The organism is Azospirillum sp. TSH100, assembly GCF_004923295.1.
In the GTDB taxonomy this organism is placed as follows: Bacteria; Pseudomonadota; Alphaproteobacteria; order Azospirillales; family Azospirillaceae; genus Azospirillum.
On the sequence record NZ_CP039638.1, the window covers coordinates 39969 to 59096 of the forward strand.

General features: G+C 69.0%; 16 protein-coding genes. 11 read left to right on the forward strand and 5 right to left on the reverse strand.

Features of this window, described 5'->3' with window-relative positions:
• Positions 1 to 65: 65 nt before the first annotated feature.
• The 10 genes from E6C72_RS25600 to E6C72_RS25645 all read left to right on the forward strand — a co-directional run bounded on the left by E6C72_RS25600 (position 66) and on the right by E6C72_RS25645 (position 11750).
• Positions 66 to 2039, forward strand: a complete 1974-nt coding sequence (locus E6C72_RS25600; RefSeq protein WP_247875875.1) for an ABC transporter substrate-binding protein — start codon at positions 66 to 68, stop codon at positions 2037 to 2039.
• Positions 2040 to 2044: 5 nt separating this feature from the next.
• The gene (locus tag E6C72_RS25605) at positions 2045 to 3076 is read left to right on the forward strand and encodes an ABC transporter permease (protein WP_109442456.1); all 1032 of its coding nucleotides are present in this window, start codon (positions 2045 to 2047) and stop codon (positions 3074 to 3076) included.
• Positions 3073 to 4275 (forward strand): ABC transporter permease, encoded by a 1203-nt coding sequence (locus tag E6C72_RS25610; protein WP_247875874.1) that lies wholly within the window; start codon positions 3073 to 3075, stop codon positions 4273 to 4275. Before E6C72_RS25605 ends, E6C72_RS25610 begins: the two co-directional genes overlap by 4 nt.
• Before the next feature lie 256 nt (positions 4276 to 4531).
• Entirely contained in the window at positions 4532 to 5845 is a 1314-nt protein-coding gene (locus tag E6C72_RS25615) for a glycosyltransferase family protein (protein WP_109442455.1), read from the forward strand.
• A 71-nt stretch (positions 5846 to 5916) separates the two neighbouring features.
• On the forward strand, positions 5917 to 7152 hold the full coding sequence (locus E6C72_RS25620; protein ID WP_247875873.1) for a glycosyltransferase family 4 protein: 1236 nt from the start codon (positions 5917 to 5919) through the stop codon (positions 7150 to 7152).
• Entirely contained in the window at positions 7149 to 8258 is a 1110-nt protein-coding gene (locus E6C72_RS25625; RefSeq protein WP_109442453.1) for a glycosyltransferase family 4 protein, read from the forward strand. The genes E6C72_RS25620 and E6C72_RS25625 overlap by 4 nt, the downstream gene beginning before the upstream one ends.
• Entirely contained in the window at positions 8255 to 8959 is a 705-nt protein-coding gene (locus E6C72_RS25630) for a histidine phosphatase family protein (RefSeq protein ID WP_109442452.1), read from the forward strand. The genes E6C72_RS25625 and E6C72_RS25630 overlap by 4 nt, the downstream gene beginning before the upstream one ends.
• Positions 8956 to 10125: a glycosyltransferase family protein gene (locus E6C72_RS25635; protein ID WP_109442451.1), complete on the forward strand. Its 1170-nt coding sequence runs from the start codon at positions 8956 to 8958 to the stop codon at positions 10123 to 10125. The genes E6C72_RS25630 and E6C72_RS25635 overlap by 4 nt, the downstream gene beginning before the upstream one ends.
• Positions 10122 to 10886: a polysaccharide deacetylase family protein gene (locus tag E6C72_RS25640; protein ID WP_109442450.1), complete on the forward strand. Its 765-nt coding sequence runs from the start codon at positions 10122 to 10124 to the stop codon at positions 10884 to 10886. Before E6C72_RS25635 ends, E6C72_RS25640 begins: the two co-directional genes overlap by 4 nt.
• Positions 10887 to 11375: 489 nt before the next feature.
• On the forward strand, positions 11376 to 11750 hold the full coding sequence (locus tag E6C72_RS25645) for a type II toxin-antitoxin system HigA family antitoxin (protein WP_109442449.1): 375 nt from the start codon (positions 11376 to 11378) through the stop codon (positions 11748 to 11750).
• Positions 11751 to 11817: 67 nt separating this feature from the next.
• Here E6C72_RS25645 and E6C72_RS25650 read toward each other — a convergent pair whose 3' ends face one another.
• Positions 11818 to 14193 carry a cellulase family glycosylhydrolase gene (locus E6C72_RS25650; protein ID WP_109442448.1) on the reverse strand — a complete coding sequence of 792 codons (2376 nt, stop codon included), beginning with the start codon at positions 14191 to 14193 and terminating at the stop codon, positions 11818 to 11820.
• Positions 14194 to 14752: 559 nt separating this feature from the next.
• Complete coding sequence (locus E6C72_RS25655; protein ID WP_109442447.1) at positions 14753 to 15376, reverse strand: FMN-binding negative transcriptional regulator; 624 nt, start codon at positions 15374 to 15376, stop codon at positions 14753 to 14755.
• A 99-nt stretch (positions 15377 to 15475) separates the two neighbouring features.
• On the opposite strand from E6C72_RS25655, the gene E6C72_RS25660 reads away from it, so the two are divergent.
• A complete protein-coding gene (locus E6C72_RS25660; protein ID WP_109442446.1) occupies positions 15476 to 17038 on the forward strand; it encodes a PLP-dependent aminotransferase family protein in 1563 nt (520 codons plus the stop codon).
• Here the strand turns inward: E6C72_RS25660 and E6C72_RS25665 are convergent.
• The 3 genes from E6C72_RS25665 to E6C72_RS25675 are packed head-to-tail and all read right to left on the reverse strand — an operon-like array spanning position 17013 to position 19081.
• Positions 17013 to 17777, reverse strand: a complete 765-nt coding sequence (locus tag E6C72_RS25665; RefSeq protein WP_282183301.1) for an amino acid ABC transporter ATP-binding protein — start codon at positions 17775 to 17777, stop codon at positions 17013 to 17015. The two genes, E6C72_RS25660 and E6C72_RS25665, sit on opposite strands and share 26 nt — an antisense overlap.
• Positions 17764 to 18414, reverse strand: coding sequence for an amino acid ABC transporter permease (locus E6C72_RS25670; protein WP_109442444.1), 651 nt, complete (start codon positions 18412 to 18414; stop codon positions 17764 to 17766). Before E6C72_RS25670 ends, E6C72_RS25665 begins: the two co-directional genes overlap by 14 nt.
• On the reverse strand, positions 18407 to 19081 hold the full coding sequence (locus tag E6C72_RS25675; protein ID WP_109442443.1) for an amino acid ABC transporter permease: 675 nt from the start codon (positions 19079 to 19081) through the stop codon (positions 18407 to 18409). The genes E6C72_RS25670 and E6C72_RS25675 overlap by 8 nt, the downstream gene beginning before the upstream one ends.
• Positions 19082 to 19128 lie beyond the last annotated feature (47 nt).

Sequence of the window (19128 nt, forward strand, 5' to 3'; positions counted from 1 at the left end):
CCGCTCTGAATCACCCTCTCCCCCCCGGGGAGAGGGAAGGGGCCCACCGCTCTGCGGTGGGAAGGGTGAGGGGGACGCGCGTCGGCCCTTTCACAAAGCTCCTGCACCCCCTCCTCCTCATCTTCCTCCTTCTGACCATCGCCACCCCCGCCGCCGCCTTCAGCCCGCAGGATCCGCCGTTGCTGGCGGACCAGGTGCGCTACGGCCTGATCCCGCCCGTCCGCCAGCGGATGCCGGACGAGCCGCTGATCGTCGATCTGGAGGCCAAGGGCCGCGACCTCGGCCGTTCCGGCGGCTGGATCCGCACCTTCATCACCCAGCGGCGCAACAGCCGCATCGCCGTGCTCTACGGCTATGCCCGGCTGGTCGGCTACACCGCAAAGCGCGAGATCGTTCCCGACATCCTGAAGGACTTCAAGGTCGTCGACGGCCGCGACTTCACCCTGACCCTGCGGGCCGGCCACCGCTGGTCGGACGGCGCCCCCTTCACCAGCGACGACATCCGCTACTGGTGGGAGGACATCGCCAACAACCCGCTGCTGTCGCCGTCGGGCCCGCCGCGCTTCATGCTGGTGGACGGCAAGCCGCCGCAGGTCAGCTTTCCCGACGCGGTCACCGCCCGCTTCCGCTGGGACGAGCCGAACCCCAATTTCCTGCCGGCGCTGGCCGCCGCCCGGCCGCCCTTCATCGCCCGCCCGGCCCATTACCTGAAACGCTACCACGCCCGCTACACCAGCGAGGCGGAGCTGGCGCCGCTGATCGCCAAATACAAGGTCCGCAACTGGGCGGCCCTGCACAACGCGCTGGACGACATGTTCCGGATGGAGAATCCGGACCAGCCGACGCTCCAGCCCTGGATGGCGGTCTCCAAGGGCACCGGCAACCACCTGCTGTTCCAGCGCAATCCCTATTACCACCGCTTCGACCGGCGCGGCATGCAGCTGCCCTATGCCGACGGGCTGGACGTGACGGTGATGGCCGGCGGGCTGATCCCGGCCCAGGTCGCCACCGGCAAGGCCGACCTCCAGGCCGAAGGACTGACCTTCTCCCAGGTGCCGGTCCTGGTGTCGGGCGAGCGCGAGGCCGACTATCGCACCCTGCTGTGGCCGGAGGGCAAGGCGGCGGAAATCGCCCTCTACCCCAACCTGAACTACAACGACCCGGTCTGGCGCACCCTGCTGCGCGACGTGCGCTTCCGCCGCGCCCTGTCGCTCGGCATCGACCGCCGCATCGTCAACCGCTCGCTCTTCTTCGGGCTGGCGCAGGAAAGCGGCGTCGACGTGCTGCCGCACAGCCCGCTCTTCAAGCCGGAGCGCAACGGCGTCTGGACCGGCTACGATCCCAAGCGGGCGGCGGCCCTGCTGGACGAGATCGGGCTGAAGCGCAAGCGCGGCGAACTGTACCGCGACCTGCCCGACGGCCGGCCGCTGGAGGTGATCGTCGAGACCGCCGGCGAGAAGCCGGAGATCTCCGACGCGCTCCAGATCATCGCCGAGACCTGGCGCGACATCGGCGTGCGCCTGCTGATGCGCACGGTGGACCGCGACGTGCTGCGCAACCGGGTCTATGCCGGCCAGACGATGATGGCGGTGTGGGGCGGCTGGGACAACGGCATCCCCGACCCCGACAGCAGCCCGGAAGAGCTGGCGCCGATGACCCAGGAGAATTTCAGCTGGCCGAAATGGGGCCAGTATTACCAGACCTCCGGCAGCGCCGGCGAACCCATCGACATGCCGATCCCGCAGGAGCTGATGGACCTCGCCCGGCGCTGGCGCCACACCACCGACGAGACCGAGCGCCGCGCCCTGTGGTCGGCGCTGCTCGACATCCATGCCGACCAGCTCTTCGCCATCGGCGTGGTGTCGAAGACACCGCAGCCGATCGCCGTCACCAACCGCCTGCGCAACGTCCCCGACAAGGGGCTGTGGCTGTGGGATCCCGGCGCCTATCTCGGCGTCTACCGCCCCGACGAGTTCTATTTCACCGACGCCCGCCCGGCCGATCCCGAGCCGGCCGGCACCCACCGCGGGGAGAACTGACGGTCATGCTACGCTTCATCCTGCACCGGCTGCTGGTGATGGTGCCGACGCTGATCGTGGTGTCGATGCTGATCTTCCTCGTCATCAACCTGCCGCCCGGCGACTATCTGTCCAACCAGATCGCCGAACTGCGCGCCACCGGCCAGGAGGCCGGTCTGGCGAAGGCGGAATTCCTGCGCCACGAATATGCGCTCGACCGCCCGCTCGCCGAACAGTACCTGATCTGGATCGGGGCCTGGCCGGGGCCGAACGGCTTCCACGGCCTGTTGCAGGGCGACCTCGGCTGGTCCTTCGAGTTCAACAAGCCGGTGGCGGCGGTGGTGGGCGAGACTCTGTGGTTCACCGTCATCCTCAACCTCGCCGCCGTGCTGTTCGTCTATCTGGTATCCTTCCCGCTGGGATCGCTGGCGGCGATCCGCGCCAACAGCTGGGTCGACTATCTCGCCGCCGCCGTCGGTTACATCGGGCTGGCGACGCCCAACTTCCTCTTGGCGCTGATCCTGCTCTATTACGGCCAGAAATGGCTGGGGCTCCCGATCGGCGGGCTGGTCGACGCGAAATACGAGGACCAGCCGCTCAGCTGGGCCAAGGTCGGCTCGGTGCTGGAGCACCTCATCATCCCCACCATCGTCATCGGCCTGTCCGGCACCGCCGCCATGGTGCGCCGCCTGCGCGCCAACCTGCTGGACGAGCTGGGCAAACCCTATGTCGTCACCGCCAAGGCCAAGGGCGTGCCGCCGCTGCGCCGGCTGACCCGCTATCCGCTGCGCATGGCGCTGAACCCCTTCGTCTCCGACATCGGCTCGCTGCTGCCGTCGCTGGTGTCGGGATCGGTGCTGATCTCGGTGGTGCTCAGCCTGCCGACCATCGGCCCGGCCCTGCTGGAGGCGCTGCGGGCGCAGGACATCTTCCTGTCCGGCTTCATCCTGATGTTCATCTCGCTGCTGGTGCTGATCGGCATGCTGATCTCCGACGTGGCGCTCGCCCTGCTCGACCCCCGCATCCGCCTGGGCAAGGCGAGGAAGGCGCAATCATGACGGTCGAAGGCATGAAGGGGGAGGGCATGAAAGACCCGGCCATCGGCGGCGCCTGGGAGCATTATGTCGACGACCGGCCCTATCCCGACCCGGCCGCGGCGGACGCGCCGGCCACCCGCTTCGACGCGCATGCCTCGACCGGGCGGCTGATGCTGCGCCGCTTCCTGCGCCACCGGCTGGCGGTGCTGGGGGCGCTGTTCCTTGGCCTGTCCTATCTCAGCCTGCCCTTCGTCGATTTCCTGGTGCCCTACGGCGCCAACGAACGCGATGTCGAGCATCTCTACGCCCCGCCGCAGGGCATCCACCTGTTCCATGAGGGGCAATTCATCGGTCCCTTCGTCTACCCGACCACCGGACGGCCCGACCTGAAGGACTATCGCTGGCGCTACGAGACGGACGTCAGCCGGCCGATGCCGCTCCAGTTCCTCTGCCCCGGCGCCCCCTACCGCTTCCTCGGCCTGATCGAGTCGCGGGTCCGGCTGATCTGCCCGCCGCCGGGGGCCTCGCTGCATCTGCTGGGCACCGACCGGCTGGGACGCGACATGCTGTCGCGCCTCGCCATCGGGGCGCAGCTGTCGCTGACCGTCGGGCTGCTGGGCATCGCGGTCTCCTTCACCATCGGCATCACGCTGGGCGGCATGGCCGGCTATTTCGGCGGCTGGATCGACGCCGGGGTGCAGCGCCTGTCGGAGATTCTGAAATCCCTGCCGGAGCTGCCGCTGTGGCTGGCGCTGTCCGCTGCGGTGCCGGCGCAATGGAGCCCGGTGACGGTGTTCCTCTGCATCTCGGTCATCCTCGGCCTGCTGGACTGGCCGTCGCTGGCCCGCGCCGTGCGCTCGCGCTTCCTGGCACTGCGCGAGGAGGATTTCGTCATGGCGGCGGAGCTGATGGGCGCCAGCCCGGCCCGCATCATCCGCCGCCATCTGCTGCCGAACTTCGCCAGCCACCTGCTCGCCAGCGCCACCCTGTCGATCCCGGCGATGATCCTCGGCGAAACGGCACTGTCCTTCCTGGGGCTCGGCCTGCGCCCGCCGGCGACCAGCTGGGGGGTGATGCTGAATGACGCCCAGAACCTTATGGCCGTGGAAACCTATCCCTGGGTGTCATTGCCGATGCTGCCGGTGATCCTGGTAGTCTTGTCCTTCAACTTCTTCGGCGACGGCCTGCGCGACGCCCTGGATCCCTATCATGGCGACTGACCCCTCACCCCGGTTGGGGCTTAGCCGGCACTCATATATATCACAGCGCATAGATGAGTTGCCCTCCCCAGGCCGGAAGTCATATTGATGCGCGGCAAGATCCATGTGAGGGGTTCTCTCCAGGCTGGAGCCTTGCCGCCGCCATCTGGACGACCCCGCAACCACCGGCGCCGAACCGGTTCCAAAGACAAGCACAGCGATCTGTTCCGCAGCGGATTTTCGGTTCCGAAGCATTGCTGAAGCGGAGTGTCCGAGCATGCACCAGCCACAGCCGCCCCTTCGGTCCCTCCATCCCGACCGGACGCCGCCGCGCATCCTGCTCTACAGCCACGACACCTTCGGGCTGGGCCATCTGCGGCGGTCGCGGACGATCGCCCAGGCCCTGGTCTCGGCCTTTCCCGACGCCTCGGCGCTGATCCTCACCGGCTCGCCGGTCGCCGGCCGCTTCGACTTCCCGCAGCGGGTCGACCATGTGCGCCTGCCCGGCGTGGTGAAGCAGCCGGACGGCGGCTACACCGCCCGCAACCTCGGCCTGCCGATCGAGGAGACCGCCGCCATCCGGGCGGAGATCATCCGCGCCACCGCCCGCGCCTTCCGCCCGACGCTGGCCATCGTCGACAAGGAACCGACCGGCCTGCACGGCGAGTTCCTGCCGGCGCTGGAGGAAATGCGGGCCAGCGGCAACACCCGCGTGGTGCTCGGCCTGCGCGACGTGCTGGACGCGCCGGAAGCCCTGCAGCCGGAATGGGAGCGCAAGGAGGCGGTCGCCGCCATCGAACGCTATTACGACCAGCTCTGGATCTATGGCCTGCCGGAGGTGTACCGCCCGCTCGACGGCCTCGACCTGCCGGCGGAGATCGCCGCGCGGGTGCGCTACACCGGCTATCTGCGCCGCGAACCGTCGGAGGGCGGCGGCGCCGTCCAGGCCGCGGACAGCCTGATGGCGCCGCCCTATGTGCTGGTGACGCCCGGCGGCGGCGGCGACGGGGCGGCCCTGGTCGACTGGACCATCGCCGCCTATGAGAGCAATCCGGATCTGGCCCCCAATGCCCTGATCGTCTACGGCCCTTTCCTGGAGGATGCCCGCCGCCAGGAGTTCGCCGCCCGCATCCGTCCGCTGAAGGGCAGGGTGGAGACCATCAACTTCCATTCCCGCATGGAGGATCTCTATGCCGGCGCGGTCGGCGTGGTGGCGATGGGCGGCTACAACACGTTCTGCGAGATCCTGTCCTTCGACAAGCCGTCGGTCCTGGCCCCGCGCACCCGTCCCCGCCTGGAACAGCGCATCCGCGCCGAGGCGGCGGAGGCGCTGGGCCTGCTGCGCACCCTGGACAGCGACCGCAACGGCGCCGACCCGCGGGCGATGGCCGACGCCATCCGCTCCCTGTCCAGCCAGCCGCCGCCCTCGGCCAGCCCGCTGCCCGGCCTGCTCGGCGGGCTGGAGCGCATCGTCGACCTGACGCGCGAGGTGCTGGCGGCCGAGTCGGTGGTCGCCCGCGCCACCCCCGTCACCCCGATCCGCCGCGCGGCGGAACGGCTGTCCCGCGCCATGGCAGGCAAGCGCGCATGACCGACGCGGGACCGGACGGCCCGACGCCGTCCCCCATGGATGCCAAAGCCGTGCCGACACGAGCAATACCGTTGAAAATCGCCGTCGTGGTGAAGGGCTATCCCCGCCTGTCGGAGACCTTCATCGCACAGGAGCTTCTGGCCCTGCAGCAGCGTGGCATCGATCTGGCGATCTGGTCGCTGCGCCACCCCACCGACAGCCGCCGCCACGCCCTGCACGACCGCATCACCGCTCCGGTCCGTTACCTGCCGGAATATCTGCGCGACGAGCCCGCCCGCGTCCTGCGCGCCCTTGGCCGCCTGATCCTCGGCCACCCGGCCGGGCTGCTCCGCACCACGGCGGCGTGGTTGCGCGACCTGATGCGCGACCGCACCGCCAACCGCGGCCGCCGCTTCGGCCAGGCCCTGGTGCTGGCGGCGGAACTGCCGGCCGACGTGCCCTTCCTCTACGCCCATTTCCTTCACACCCCGGCCTCGGTCGGGCGTTATGCCGCCGCGATCCGTGGCATCGGCTGGGGCTTTTCCGCCCATGCCAAGGACATCTGGACGACGCCGGAATGGGAAAAGCGCGAGAAGCTGGCCGACGCCCGCTTCGGCGTCACCTGCACCGCCGTCGGCGCCGCCCATCTGCGCGGTCTGGCCCCCGATTCCGGCCGCATCGACCTTGTTTATCACGGTCTCGACCTTTCCCGCTTCCCCGCCCCGCCGGACCGGACGGACGCCGCGCAGCGCGACGGCTCCACCCCCGACCGCGCAGTGGAGATCCTGTCGGTCGGCCGGCTGGTGGAGAAGAAGGGCTACGACCGGCTGCTCGACGCGCTGGCGATGCTGCCGGACGGGCTGCACTGGCGGCTGGTCCATATCGGCTCCGGGGACCTGAAGCAGTCGCTGCGCGCCCAGGCCGAGCGGCTCGGCCTGTCCGGCCGCATCGACTGGCGCGGCGCCCAGGATCAGGCGACCGTGATCGAGGCGCTGCGCCACGCCGACCTGTTCGTGCTGACCAGCGTGGTGGCCGGCGACGGCGACCGCGACGGCCTGCCCAATGTCCTGATGGAGGCGGCGAGCCAGCGCCTCGCCATCCTCTCCACCGCCGTTTCCGCGATCCCGGAATTCATCACCGACGGCACCCACGGCCTGCTGACCGACGGCAGCCCGCCCGCCATCGCCGCCGCGCTCGAACGGCTCGCCGGCGATCCCGCCCTGCGCCTGCGGCTGGGCGAAGCCGCCCACGACCGCCTGCGCGCCGAGTTCGGCATGACCGCCGGCATCGACCGCCTCGTCCGCCGCCTGGAGGAGGCAGCGGCGTGACCGCTCCACCCGTCGCCGGCCCGCGCATCGCCTTCTACGCCCCGCTGAAGCCGGTCGACCATCCGGTCCCCTCCGGCGACCGCCAGATGGCCCGCCTGATCCTGCGCGCGCTGAAAGCGACAGGCCCGGTGGAGGTGGCGAGCAGCCTGCGCGTTTATGACGGCGCCGGCGACCCTGCCACCCAAGCGCGCCTGACCGCCGCCGCCGCCGCCGAATGCGACCGGCTGCTGTCCCTCTACGCCGCCGATCCGGCCCGGCGCCCGGCGCTGTGGCTCAGCTACCACGTCTATTACAAGGCCCCCGACCTGATCGGCCCGGTCATCGCCCGCCGCCTCGGCATCCCCTATGCCGTCATCGAGGCCACCCGCGCCCGCAAGCGTCTGACCGGCCCCTGGTCCGCCTTCGCCGCCGCCGCCGAGTCCGCCATCGAGGCGGCCGACCTCGTGCTCTGCGTCAGCGCGCGCGACAGGCAGGCGGTGGAGGCCTATGGCCCGCCCGGCCAGCGGGTGGCGATGCTGCCCCCCTTCCTCGACCTGCCGCCTGCGGTCGAACGCCCGGAGCCTGGCTCTCCGCCCCGCCTGCTCACGGTCGCCATGATGCGGCCGGGCGACAAGCTGGCCTCCTACCGCCTGCTGGCCGACGCTCTCACCCTCGCCGCCGCCCGGCCCTGGACTCTCGACATCGTCGGCGACGGCCCGGCGGCGGCCGAGGTGGCGGCGCTGTTCGCCCCCTTCGGCCCCCGCGTGACGCTTCACGGCGCCTGCGCCCCCGCCGCTCTCGCCGCCCATTACGCCGGCGCCGACCTGCTGGTCTGGCCCGGCCTGAACGAAGCGTTCGGCATGGTCTATCTGGAGGCCCAGGCGCACGGCGTGCCGGTGCTCGCCGTCGACAACGCCGGCACCGGCACCGTCATCCGCGACGGCCTCTGCGGCCGCCTGACCGGCCCGGCCCCGCAGGAGTTCGCCGCCACGCTCGCCGCCCTGCTGTCCGACCTGCCGGCCCTGCGCGCGCTCGGCCGCAGCGCCCGCGCCCATGTCGAGGCCCACCACGCCCTGACCGCTGCGGCCCAGCGCCTGCGCGGCCTGCTGACCGGTCTGATGCCATGATCCGACTGGCTTTCCTGCGCCACGGCGTCACCAGCTGGAACCGCGAGGGCCGCATCCAGGGCCGCACAGACATCCCGCTCGACCCGGAGGGCCGCGACCGCCTCGCCCGTCTGACCCTGCCGCCGGACTGGCGCGACGCCACCCTGCACGCCAGCCCGCTCGCCCGCGCCATGGAGACCGCAAGCCTCCTCTGCCCCGGCCGCCCCATACACACCGACTCCCGCCTGATCGAGATGGACTGGGGCGCCTGGGAGGGCTTGCGCGGCCACGACCTGCGCGCCGATCCCGCCAGCGGCTACCGCGACCTGGAGCATTGGGGCTGGGACTTCCGCCCCCCCAACGGCGAAAGCCCCGCCGACGTGCGCGAGCGGTTGAGGGGTTGGCTGGACTCAATACAGGCCCAATCCCCTCTCCCCCCCGGGGAGAGGGTTAGGGTGAGGGGGGAGCACGGCGAGGATTCTCGGGATAGCCACGCAACGCATCCCCCTCACCCCGCCCCTCTCCCCGGGGGGGAGAGGGAGAGTCACCTGATCGTCACCCACATCGGCGTGATCCGCGCCGCGCTGGCGCTCGCCTGGGGCTGGGACTTCCGCGGCCCGCCGCCGGTGCCGGTGAAGCGCAACCGCCTCTACGTCCTGACGCTCGCCACCGACGGCACGCTCCGCCCAACCGGCCCAGAAGAAGGCCTGCGCCTGTCATGAAGCTGCTGATCGCCGTCACCCATCTGCTCGGCACCGGCCATCTCAGCCGCGCGCTGGCCCTGGCCGAGGCCTTCTCCGCCCGTGGCTGGCGCGTCGATGTCGCCAGCGGCGGCCGCCCCGCTCCCCACCTCGAAACCGGCAACGCCACCCTGCACCAGCTGCCGCCCTTGGCGAGCGACGGCGCCGACTTCGCCACCCTGCTGGACGCTGACGGCCGCCCCGCCGATGCCGGCCTGTTCGCCGCGCGGCAGGCGATGCTGAGCAGCCTGCTCGACAGCCTTCGCCCCGACGTCCTCATCACCGAGCTTTTCCCCTTCGGCCGCCGCGCGCTGGCCGCCGAGTTCGACGCCCTGCTGCAACGCGCCCGCAGCCTGCCGCGCCCGCCGCTGACGCTGGCGTCGGTCCGCGACATCCTGGCCCCGCCCTCCAAGCCCAAGCGCGTGGCCGAGACCGAAAGCCGGCTTCTGCGCTTCTACGACGGCGTGCTGGTCCATTCCGACGAAGCCCTGATCCCGCTGGAGGACAGCTGGCCGCTGACCCCGGCGATGAAGCCGCTTCTGCGCTACACCGGCTTCGTCGTCCCGGCGCCACCCGCTCCCGACGACGGCACGGACGGCAATGCCGAGATCCTGGTCACCGCCGGCGGCGGCCCGGTCGGCCGCCCGGTCTTCGAGGCCGCCGCCCGCTGCGCAGCCCTGGGCGCCACATCCGGCGCCGCCTCCGACGCCCTGCCGCAGCGCTGGCGCCTGCTGGTGGCGAAGGGCGACGCCGCCCTGGCCGACCGGCTGCGCGCCATGGCCCCGCCCGACCGCCTGCTGGTCGAGCCGGTGCGTCCCGATTTCCGCGCCCTGCTGGGCCGGGCAGCCGCCAGCGTCGGCCGCTGCGGCTACAACACCGCGCTCGACTGCCTGACCGCCGGCGTTCCCAGCGTCTTCTGCCCCTTCGAGGACGGCAAGGAGGTCGAGCAGACCATCCGCGCCGCCATCCTGGCCCGCCAGCCCGGCATCGCCACCCTGCGCGAGGCCAACCTCACCCCCGAAAGCCTCGCCCAGGCGTTGCGGTCGGTGCTGGGTGCCCGGATTCCACCGCTCTCCCCCGCTTCGCTGGCCGGTGCCGCGCGCAGCGTGGAGATCGTCGAAGCCATGCTGGCGGAGAAGACGCCATGACGAGCTGGACCGCCCAAAACTGGACCGCGGTAAACGATGAACTCGCCCGCTGGACCGACCTCGGCCGCCGCTGCCCCCTCTGGCTGCGCGACGACGACGCGGTCGCCGCCAGCCCGCAGCTTGACCAACTGCTGATGCGCTGCGCCCAGGCGAACATCCCGCTCGGCCTCGCCGTCATCCCGGCCGACGCCGGACCGTCGCTCGTCGAAGCCCTCGCCGGCCACGCCCACGTCACCCCGCTGGTCCATGGCTGGTCCCACACCGACCACGCCGCCCCCGGCAGGAAGAAGTGCGAATTCGGCCCCGAACGTCCGCCCGGGGTCCGCCAAGCTGAAGCCGAACGCGGCCTGTCCACCCTGCGCGCCCTGTTCGGCGACCGCCTGCTGCCGCTGTTCGTCCCGCCCTGGAACCGCATGGCCTCCGACATGCCTGCCTGTCTGGCCGCCGCCGGCTACCGCGCCGTCTCCGCCTTCGGCCCCTCTCCGGAGCCGCGTGACGGCATTGCCTGGGTCAACACCCACCTCGACCTGATCGACTGGCGCGGCAGCCGCTCCGCCGTGCCGCTGGACGCGCTGCTCGACCTGCTGTGCCGCGAGCTGCGCGACCGGCGGGAGGGACGCCGCACCCCCAACGAGCCCATCGGCCTGCTGACCCATCACCGCGTGCACGACGCGGCGATCTGGGAATTGCTGGACCGCCTGCTTGACCGGCTGGCGGGGCATCCGGCGCTGGAGTGGCCGGCGGTCGGCAGCCTGGGGTGACCGCATAACCGAGATTATAAACCCCTCTCTCACCTACTGGAACTTGACGAAAGCCGCAAACAGACCTACCTCTTTGATAGCGCCAAGTTGTTGAGGGTCGCGCGCGGATGCGCAGATAGGGTGGATACCCTTGCGAACCAAACAATGGTAGCTGGAGCTAGTCGGGAGGACCTGACTAACGGGGCAAAGCGGGCCTGGATGGGTCGCAGCTAGCGCTTGTCAAAACAAGCGTCGGCAGCGGCCTTTTTTAATTGGCTAAAGTGGCGCTTCCGTCGGTCCCTCATTCCGAAAGGCCACACCTATGTCCATTCTCCTGCGCGCTTTTGCACGCCATCTGCCCGCTTGTCTGACGGCTCTGGTCGTTATTCTTCTTGGCATCGGCGTTCTTGATCCACGCCCTCTCGTGCAAGTCCTAGAGGCAGCGTCGCCACTAATCACACGGCATTGACTCAGCTGGAATATTCGAGCGGGCAGACTGGAGAGCATCTGATGGATCTGAAGCCGATCAAGACCGATGCCGACTTCCGCACCGCTCTCGCCGAGATCGAAGCTCTGTGGGATGCGGAACCCGATACTCCCGACGGTGACCGTCTCGACCTTCTGGTGATGCTGGTCGAAGCCTACGAGCGGCGGCATCACCCGATGCCGCCCGCCGATCCCATCGCCGCCATCGAATTCATGATGGAACAGCGCGGCCTGACACGCGCCGATCTGGAACCGATCATCGGCTCCAGCGGCCGCGTCTCGGAGGTTCTCAGCCGCCGCCGCGCCTTGTCCCTGTCGATGATCCGCCGCCTGTCGGAAGAGCTTCGCATTCCGGCGGAAATCCTGATCCAGCCCTATGACCTGATGCGGGCCGCCTGAACGCAAAAAAACCGGCCCGCGCCTTTCGACACGGACCGGCCCCATTCTGCGGTAGAAGCGCCGCCCCTTACGCCGCGTGGTCGGTGATGAAACCGGTGGCGGTGCCCAGGTTGGCGGTGCCGTGGGTCAGGTGCAGCAGGAAGTTCTCCGTGCCCTCATTGGCGTTGTTGTCGCCGTTGATGTGGACGGTGACCGTCTTGGTGGTCTCGCCCGGCTGGAAGGTCAGGCTGCCATGGGCGGCGGTGTAGTCGCTGCCGGCCTTGGCGGTGCCGTCCTCGGTGGCGTACTCGATGGTGGTGGCGGTGGTGACCGCCTTCGCCAGCTGCACGGTGAACACCGCCTCGTCGCTGCCGGCAACCGTGCCGGAGCTGCCGGAATTGGCCGCCAGGCCCGCCTTGATGATGTTCATCTTGGTCGGGTCGACGGTCTTGTAATCGTCCTGCAGCAGGCCGCCGACGTCGCCCGATTCCGGCGTCCAGGCCCAGTAGGTCCAGTTCATGCCCTGCTGGCCGGCGGCCAGATCGCTCTTGCCGTCCAGGTTCCAGTCGCCGTTCATGTACTTGATCAGCGTACTGGCCCAGGTCTGCTCGGCGGCGCTGTGCATCTGGCCGCCGAACTCGCCGACCAGGATCGGGGCGATGTTGTTCTTGTAGATGTAGCCCCACATGCTGTCGTACTGGGCCGGCAGGTTGTTCGGATAGTTCGGATCCGACAGCCAGCTGAACTGCCCGACGCTCTGGCCGTAGGCGTGCGGCGAATAGACCAGCTTGTTCGGCACGTCGAACTCGATGGGATGGTTCTTCACGCCGGCCAGCGTGCTGCTCCACTCCGTGCCCTCGACCAGCAGCAGCCAGTCCTTGTTGACCGACTGGACGGCGTTGCCGATGCGCTCGGCCGCCGCGGCCCAGTCGGTGGCCTTGTTGCCGTCACCCCAGGTGGCGGACACGCTCGGCTCGTTGTGCAGGTCGGCGCCGATCACCGCGTCGTTGCCGGCATAGCGCTTGGCCAGCGTCTGCCAGTGGTCGATCACCGTCGATTCCGGGTTCTTGTCGGTGTACCACAGGCCATGCTCGTTGGTGCCGGCGCCGCCGTCGTTGCGGTGGTGGTCGAGGATCACCTTGATGCCGTTCTTGCCGGCGTAATCGATGACCTTGTCATAGACCTCCAGCCGGGTCAGGCCCTTCAGGTCCGGGTTCTTCGAGTAGTCGATGCCGTTGGTGACGGTGCTGCTGTCGAAGATGTCGTCGGCCCAGGTCAGGCGGATGACGTTGAAGCCCAGGTCCTTCATGCTGTCGATGTGGTGCTGGTAGCTGTCGGCCCACAGCCCCGACGGCACGTAGTTGTAGCCCTCGCCGCCGAACCAGTTCACACCGGTCAGCCGGACGTTGTTGCCGCTCTCGTCGACGATCTGGTTGCCGTTGGTGTGCAGGAAGCCGTTGATCGAGCTGCTGCTCTTCACCATGCCCGGATCGGACACCGTGACATTGCCGACCGTCAGCGACAGTGAGGCGTTGCCGGTCGAACCGCCGGTGCTGCCACCCGTGGAGCCGCCGCTGGTTCCACCCTTGCCCGCGTCGGTGGTCCCGCCCGTCGAGCCCCCCGTCGACCCGGTCGAGGCGGCGAAATGGCTGGCATCCAGCTTGGCGGTCAGCGTCGAGTCCCAGTAGAGGTCGGTGGTGGCGCCCAGGTCGGCGCCGTCGGCGGTGCGGTGGACCGACATGGCGGCGTCGGTGGCGGCCACGGTCTTGCCGTCGACGCTGACGCTGTGGACATACAGGTTGCGGTCGGCGCCGCCGATGACGCCGTCATTGTCGTACTTCACCTCGACCGCGTGGGCCTTGCCCTGCGCCAGATCGGCGGTGAACTTGTAATCCTTGGCCTCGGTACCGGTGGCCGTGCCTTCGCCGATCTGCTTGCCATCGACCAGCACGGTGAAGTGCGCGCCGACACCGCCCGCCTCGCTGCCGGCGGCATTCACGGTGATGACGTTCTGGGCGGTGCCGGCGGCGGGGGCGGCCGGCGCGATGGCCGGAGCCGTGGTCTGGGTGCCGCCGTAATAGCCGGCGGGGGTGCTGAAGGTCAGCGCGCCGTCCCACCACATGGCTTCCTGGCCGGCCTGGGTCGGCGCCGGGGCGGCATCGTCATGGCGCTCATAGATGGCGTCGGTCGGCTTCAGCGTGTGGCCGTTGACCTCGATCGACTGGACGTAAAGGTCGCGATAGGCGCTGGTCGCGGTGTCGTTGTCGTAAACGACCTGGATCTTGTGCGCCGTGTTCGCCGCAAGGTCGGCGGTGAAGCTGTATGCCTTCGACGAGGGGGCGGCCGCATTGGCAGAACCGACCTCCTGACCATCCACCAGCAGCTTGAAATGCGGCGCGACGCCATCCAGGGATTGGCCGTAGGCGTTGACGACGATCTTGCTCGGCGCGGTGGTCGTGCTCATGACTTCGATCCTATGTCCGTTGCGTTGAAGCCATGCTGGGGCTTCAATGGTTAACGAAACCTTTCCAAATCCGGTTAACTTTTCTCGAACCTTGTGGCAAATTTGGCCCAGCCCGTCACAGGGGCGTTCAAGGGGCAGGGATCAAGGCGGCGAACTATATCCCATCATGGTCACAGGCTTTCGCACAACGAAGACAGTCCTCCTTCCATAAGTCCAATATCTACTTTCCTTTTCCTGACTTTACAAAGTCAATCTCGAAAGACATAGACGCGCAAATCCGATGCCACCCTCATGATTACGCATCATTATTCCAAAAAATACCGCGAGATGATGACAGATATGAGTCTCATATACTGATACACTCGCGCACTGGATTGATAGACACCTGTCACGCTGAATTACGGCCGTGGGGGTAAGACGAAATCGCAAACGGCCTTTTTCGCCGGCAAAAAAGTTAACGTTCGTGAGGTGGTGGCGTCGCGTGGCAACAGCATTGGGTCATATATTAAAGGATTATATTCCGTTTTGGCAACCTCATCCGGGCGCCGTCACCCCGGGGTCACTCCGGGACGAGGGCGGCGGCCTGACGGTCCCGGGCGCATCCGCTCCTGGACAGCTCCGCCTTCACCGTCGCCCTGTCCGTCCCGCTGCGGTTCTGGCTCATCTTCCGCTTGGCGTCGATCCGGGTGATCGGCAGCCGCACACCGACGATGCCGCGCAACTGCGCCCGGATGAAGTCGGGCGGAGCATCGCCAACCGCCCAGGGCTGCGGGCGCGACGCCTCGTGGAGGTCGGTCAGGCGCGTCACGACATCGAGCAGCCGGTCGGCATCCTCGAAGAACTCGACCGGACCATAGGCGTGGACCGCCACATAGTTCCAGGTCGGAACCACCTTGCCGTCCCGGCTCTTGCTCTCGTACCAGGACGGGGTGACATAGGCGTCCGGCCCCATGAAGATCGCCAGGGCCTCCGCCGCCGGCGTCTCCCGCCATTGCGGGTTCGCCTTCGCCACATGACCGTAGAGCGTGCCCATTTCGCCCTCGTCGGCGGCGAGGAACAGGGGCAGGGGGGTGCACAGCAATCCGCCGGCCACGCTGGTGACCAGATTGGCGAGTCCGGCCGCCCGCATCGTCTCGTGGATGAAGGGCAGGTCGGTCTCGCGGAACGCGGCGGGGATGTACATTCGGGTCTCCGTACCGAGGTGAAGTGTCTCGGATGGAGTTTCCGCGAAAACTGGCCCACACTGAACGGCCAGTTCCCCACTTTCCGACCGGTCCAGTCGATGTCCACGCTTTCGCAACCGGATGGGGTCAGGACCATCACGTCCCGGATCGGCGACGCGATCAGGGCCCAGATCGCCGACGGCGTTTATCCGCCCGGCGCGCGCCTGCCGTCGTCGCGCGCGCTTGCCGCCGACCTCGGCGTGTCCCGCACGACGGTGACGGCCGCCTATGAGCAGCTCGCCGCCGAGGGCTATCTGGAGGTGAGGCAGGGCGCGAGACCACAGGTCCCAAAAGGCCTGAGACTGGCTGGCCAAAGACCCGATGACCTGAGACCCGGCGACCTGAAAACGGCACAGCCGGACACCGGCGCGCCTCCGCCCCGGCTCTCGCAGTTCGGGCTGCGGCTGGCCGGCCTTCCGTTCCAGCATCCCGCGGAAGCCGGCGCGGCTGTCATCGACTTCCGCTATGGCGAACTCGCCGCATCGGACTTCCCCACCCTGACCTGGAAGCGGGCGGTCGATGCCGCCATCCTGTGCCGTCCCTCCCGCCTGCGCTACGGCGATCCGTCCGGCTCGCCCGAGCTCCGCTCGGCCTTGCAGGCCTATCTCTGGCGGGCGCGCGGGCTGCGCTGCGATCCCGACCAGATCATCGTGGTGAACGGGTCGCAGCAGGGTCTCGACCTCTGCGTACGGTTGCTGCTCGATTCCGGAGAGCCGGCGGTCATCGAGGATCCCTGCTATGCGGCGGCGCGCGACATCCTCGTCGCCACCGGCGCCCGCCTGATCCCGCGGATGGTGGATCGGGAGGGCATGCGCACGGACGGGCTGCCGCCGGCCCGTCTGGCCTATGTGACGCCGTCCCACCAGTTCCCGCTCGGCAGCGTCATGTCCGTCAGCCGCCGGCAGGATCTGCTGGCCTGGGCACGGGCCTGCGGGGCCTTCGTCATCGAGGATGACTATGACGGCGAGTATCGCTTCGACGTCGCCCCCATCCCCACCCTGCAAAGCCTGGATGGCGCCCCGGACGGAGGCGGAACCGTCATCTATCTCGGCACGGTGTCGAAGACGCTCTCGCCCGCCCTGCGGCTGGGCTATCTCGTGGTTCCGCGGCCGTTGATCCAGGCCTTCCGCGCGGCGAAGCGGCTGGCGGACCGCCACACCCCGGCCCTGGAACAGAGCGCCCTGGCGGAACTGCTCGCCGGCGGCGCCTATGAACGGCACGTCCGGCGGGTGCGGCGGCGCAACGGCGAACGGCGGGCCACCCTGCTGGCAGCCTTGCGGACAAGGGTCGGCGACGGGGTCAGGATCGACGGCGCCGAGGCCGGGCTGCATGTCGTCGCCTGGCTCACCCGCTTTCCGCTGGAGCGCGAGGCCATGATCGTATCGGCGGCACGGACGGCGGGTGTGGGCGTCTACCCCATCACCCCGCTCTACGACCCGTCAGCCGTCTCCCACCGCCCGAACCATCCCGGTCTGGTGATCGGCTATGCCGGCCTGGAGGACCGCGAGATCGCCCAGGGGATCGAACGGCTGGGCACCGCCCTCGAATCTCTCGCCAAATCCCTGGCTGAAACCCCGGCCGATGAGGGCGCGCCGCTCAGCGCGCCTCCACCATGCCGATGAACTGCGCCAGTTCCGGCGTCGCCGGCCGGTCGAACAGCTCGGCCGGCGGTCCCTGTTCGGCGATGCGTCCGCCATGCATGAAGACCAGCCGGTCGCAGACCTCGCGGGCGAAGCGCATCTCGTGCGTCACCAGGATCAGCGTCATGCCCTCCTCGGCCAGATTGCGCACCACCCCCAGCACCTCGGCGACCAGCTCCGGATCCAGGGCGGAGGTGATCTCGTCGCACAGCAGCACCTTGGGCGCCATCGCCAGCGACCGCGCGATGGCGACGCGCTGCTGCTGGCCGCCCGACAGCTGCGACGGGTAGGCGTCGAACTTGTGGCCCAGCCCGACCTTGGCCAGCGCCGATTCGGCGGCGGCGCGGGTGGTGGCCTTGTCCTGCTTCTTCACCACCTTCAGCGCCAGCATCACATTCTCGCCGGCGGTCAGGTGGGGGAACAGGTTGAACTGCTGGAACACCATGCCGACCTTCTGGCGCAGGGCGCGCAGGTCGATCTGGCCGGGATCGACGCATTCGCCGTCCACCTCGATGACGCCGCCGTCGATGCGCTCCAGCCCGTTGATGCTGCGCAGCAGCGTGCTCTTGCCCGAGCCGCTGCGGCCGATCATGGCGACGACCTGGCCTTCCTCCACCGCCATGTCGACACCCTTCAGCACCTCGACCGGGCCGAAGGACTTGCGGATGGCGGACAGCTTCACCAGGGGGCGGCCGGTGGCGGACATGTTAACGGGCGACATTGAGCTTCCTTTCCAGCGCCTTGGCCGACAGCGACAGCGGGTAGCACAGGGCGAAATAGATCAGCCCGACCAGCCCATAGACCAGGAAGGGCTGGAAAGTGGCGTTGGTGATCATGGTCCCGGCCTTCGTCACCTCGACGAAGCCGATGATGGAGGTCACCGCCGTGCCCTTCACCACCTGCACCGAGAATCCGACGGTGGGCGGCACGGCGATGCGCAGGGCCTGGGGCAGGATGACGTGGCGCATCTGCTCGCCGAAGGTCAGCGCGAGGCTGGCCGAGGCCTCCCACTGGCCCTTCGGCACCGCTTCGACGCAGCCGCGCCAGATCTCGGCGAGATAGGCGGCGGTGAACAGCGTCAGCCCGACGGCGGCCGAGGTCCAGGCCGAGGTCTCGATGCCGATCAGCGGCAGGGCGAAGAAGACGATGAACAGCTGCATCAGCAGCGGCGTGCCCTGGAAGATTTCGATGAACAGCCGGGCGGCGACGCGCAGCGGCGGCACCGGCGACACGCGGGCGACCAGCAGCAGCAGCCCGGCGATCCCGCCGGAGACGAAGGCGATCAGCGACAGCAGCACCGTCCAGCGCGCCGCCAGCAGCAGGTTGGACAGGATGTCCCACAGGGTGAAGTTAAGCACGCGACACCCCCTTGGCGAACATCCGCTGCCCCATCAGGCTGAAGACCCAGCGCAGGGCCACCGCCAGCGCCAGATACAGCGCGGTCGCCAGGAAATAGACCTCGAAGGGCCGGAAGTTGCGGGACTGGATGAAGTTGGCGGCGAAGCTCAGCTCCTCCGCCGCGATCTGCGAGCAGACCGACGAGCCCAGCATGACGATGACGATCTGGCTGGTCAGCGCCGGCCAGATCTTCGCCATCGCCGGGCCGAGCACGACATAGCGGAAGATCTGCGGCCCGGTCATGCCCAGGCTGGCCCCGGCCTCGATCTGGCCCCTGGGCGTCGCCTCGATGCCGGCGCGGATGATCTCGGTCGAATAGGCGCCGAGATTGATGACCATCGCCAGCACCGCCGCCTGCCATTCCGCCAGCCGGATGCCCAGCGACGGCAGGCCGAAGAAGATGAAGAACAGCTGGACCAGGAAGGGGGTGTTGCGGATCAGCTCGACATAGGCGCCGACGACGATCGCCAGCGGCTTCACGGTCGAGGTCCGCGCCGCCGCGCCGCCGATGCCGAGCGCCACCCCCAGCACCGTGCTGACCGCGGTCAGCCCGATGGTCGTCGCCACCCCGTCCACCAGCACGGGCGTGTAGTCCAACAGGGACGAGAAATCGAAACTGTAGGCCATGATGCGGTCCCGTGCCGGATTGATGATGCCGGAATCTTGCGAAGCGG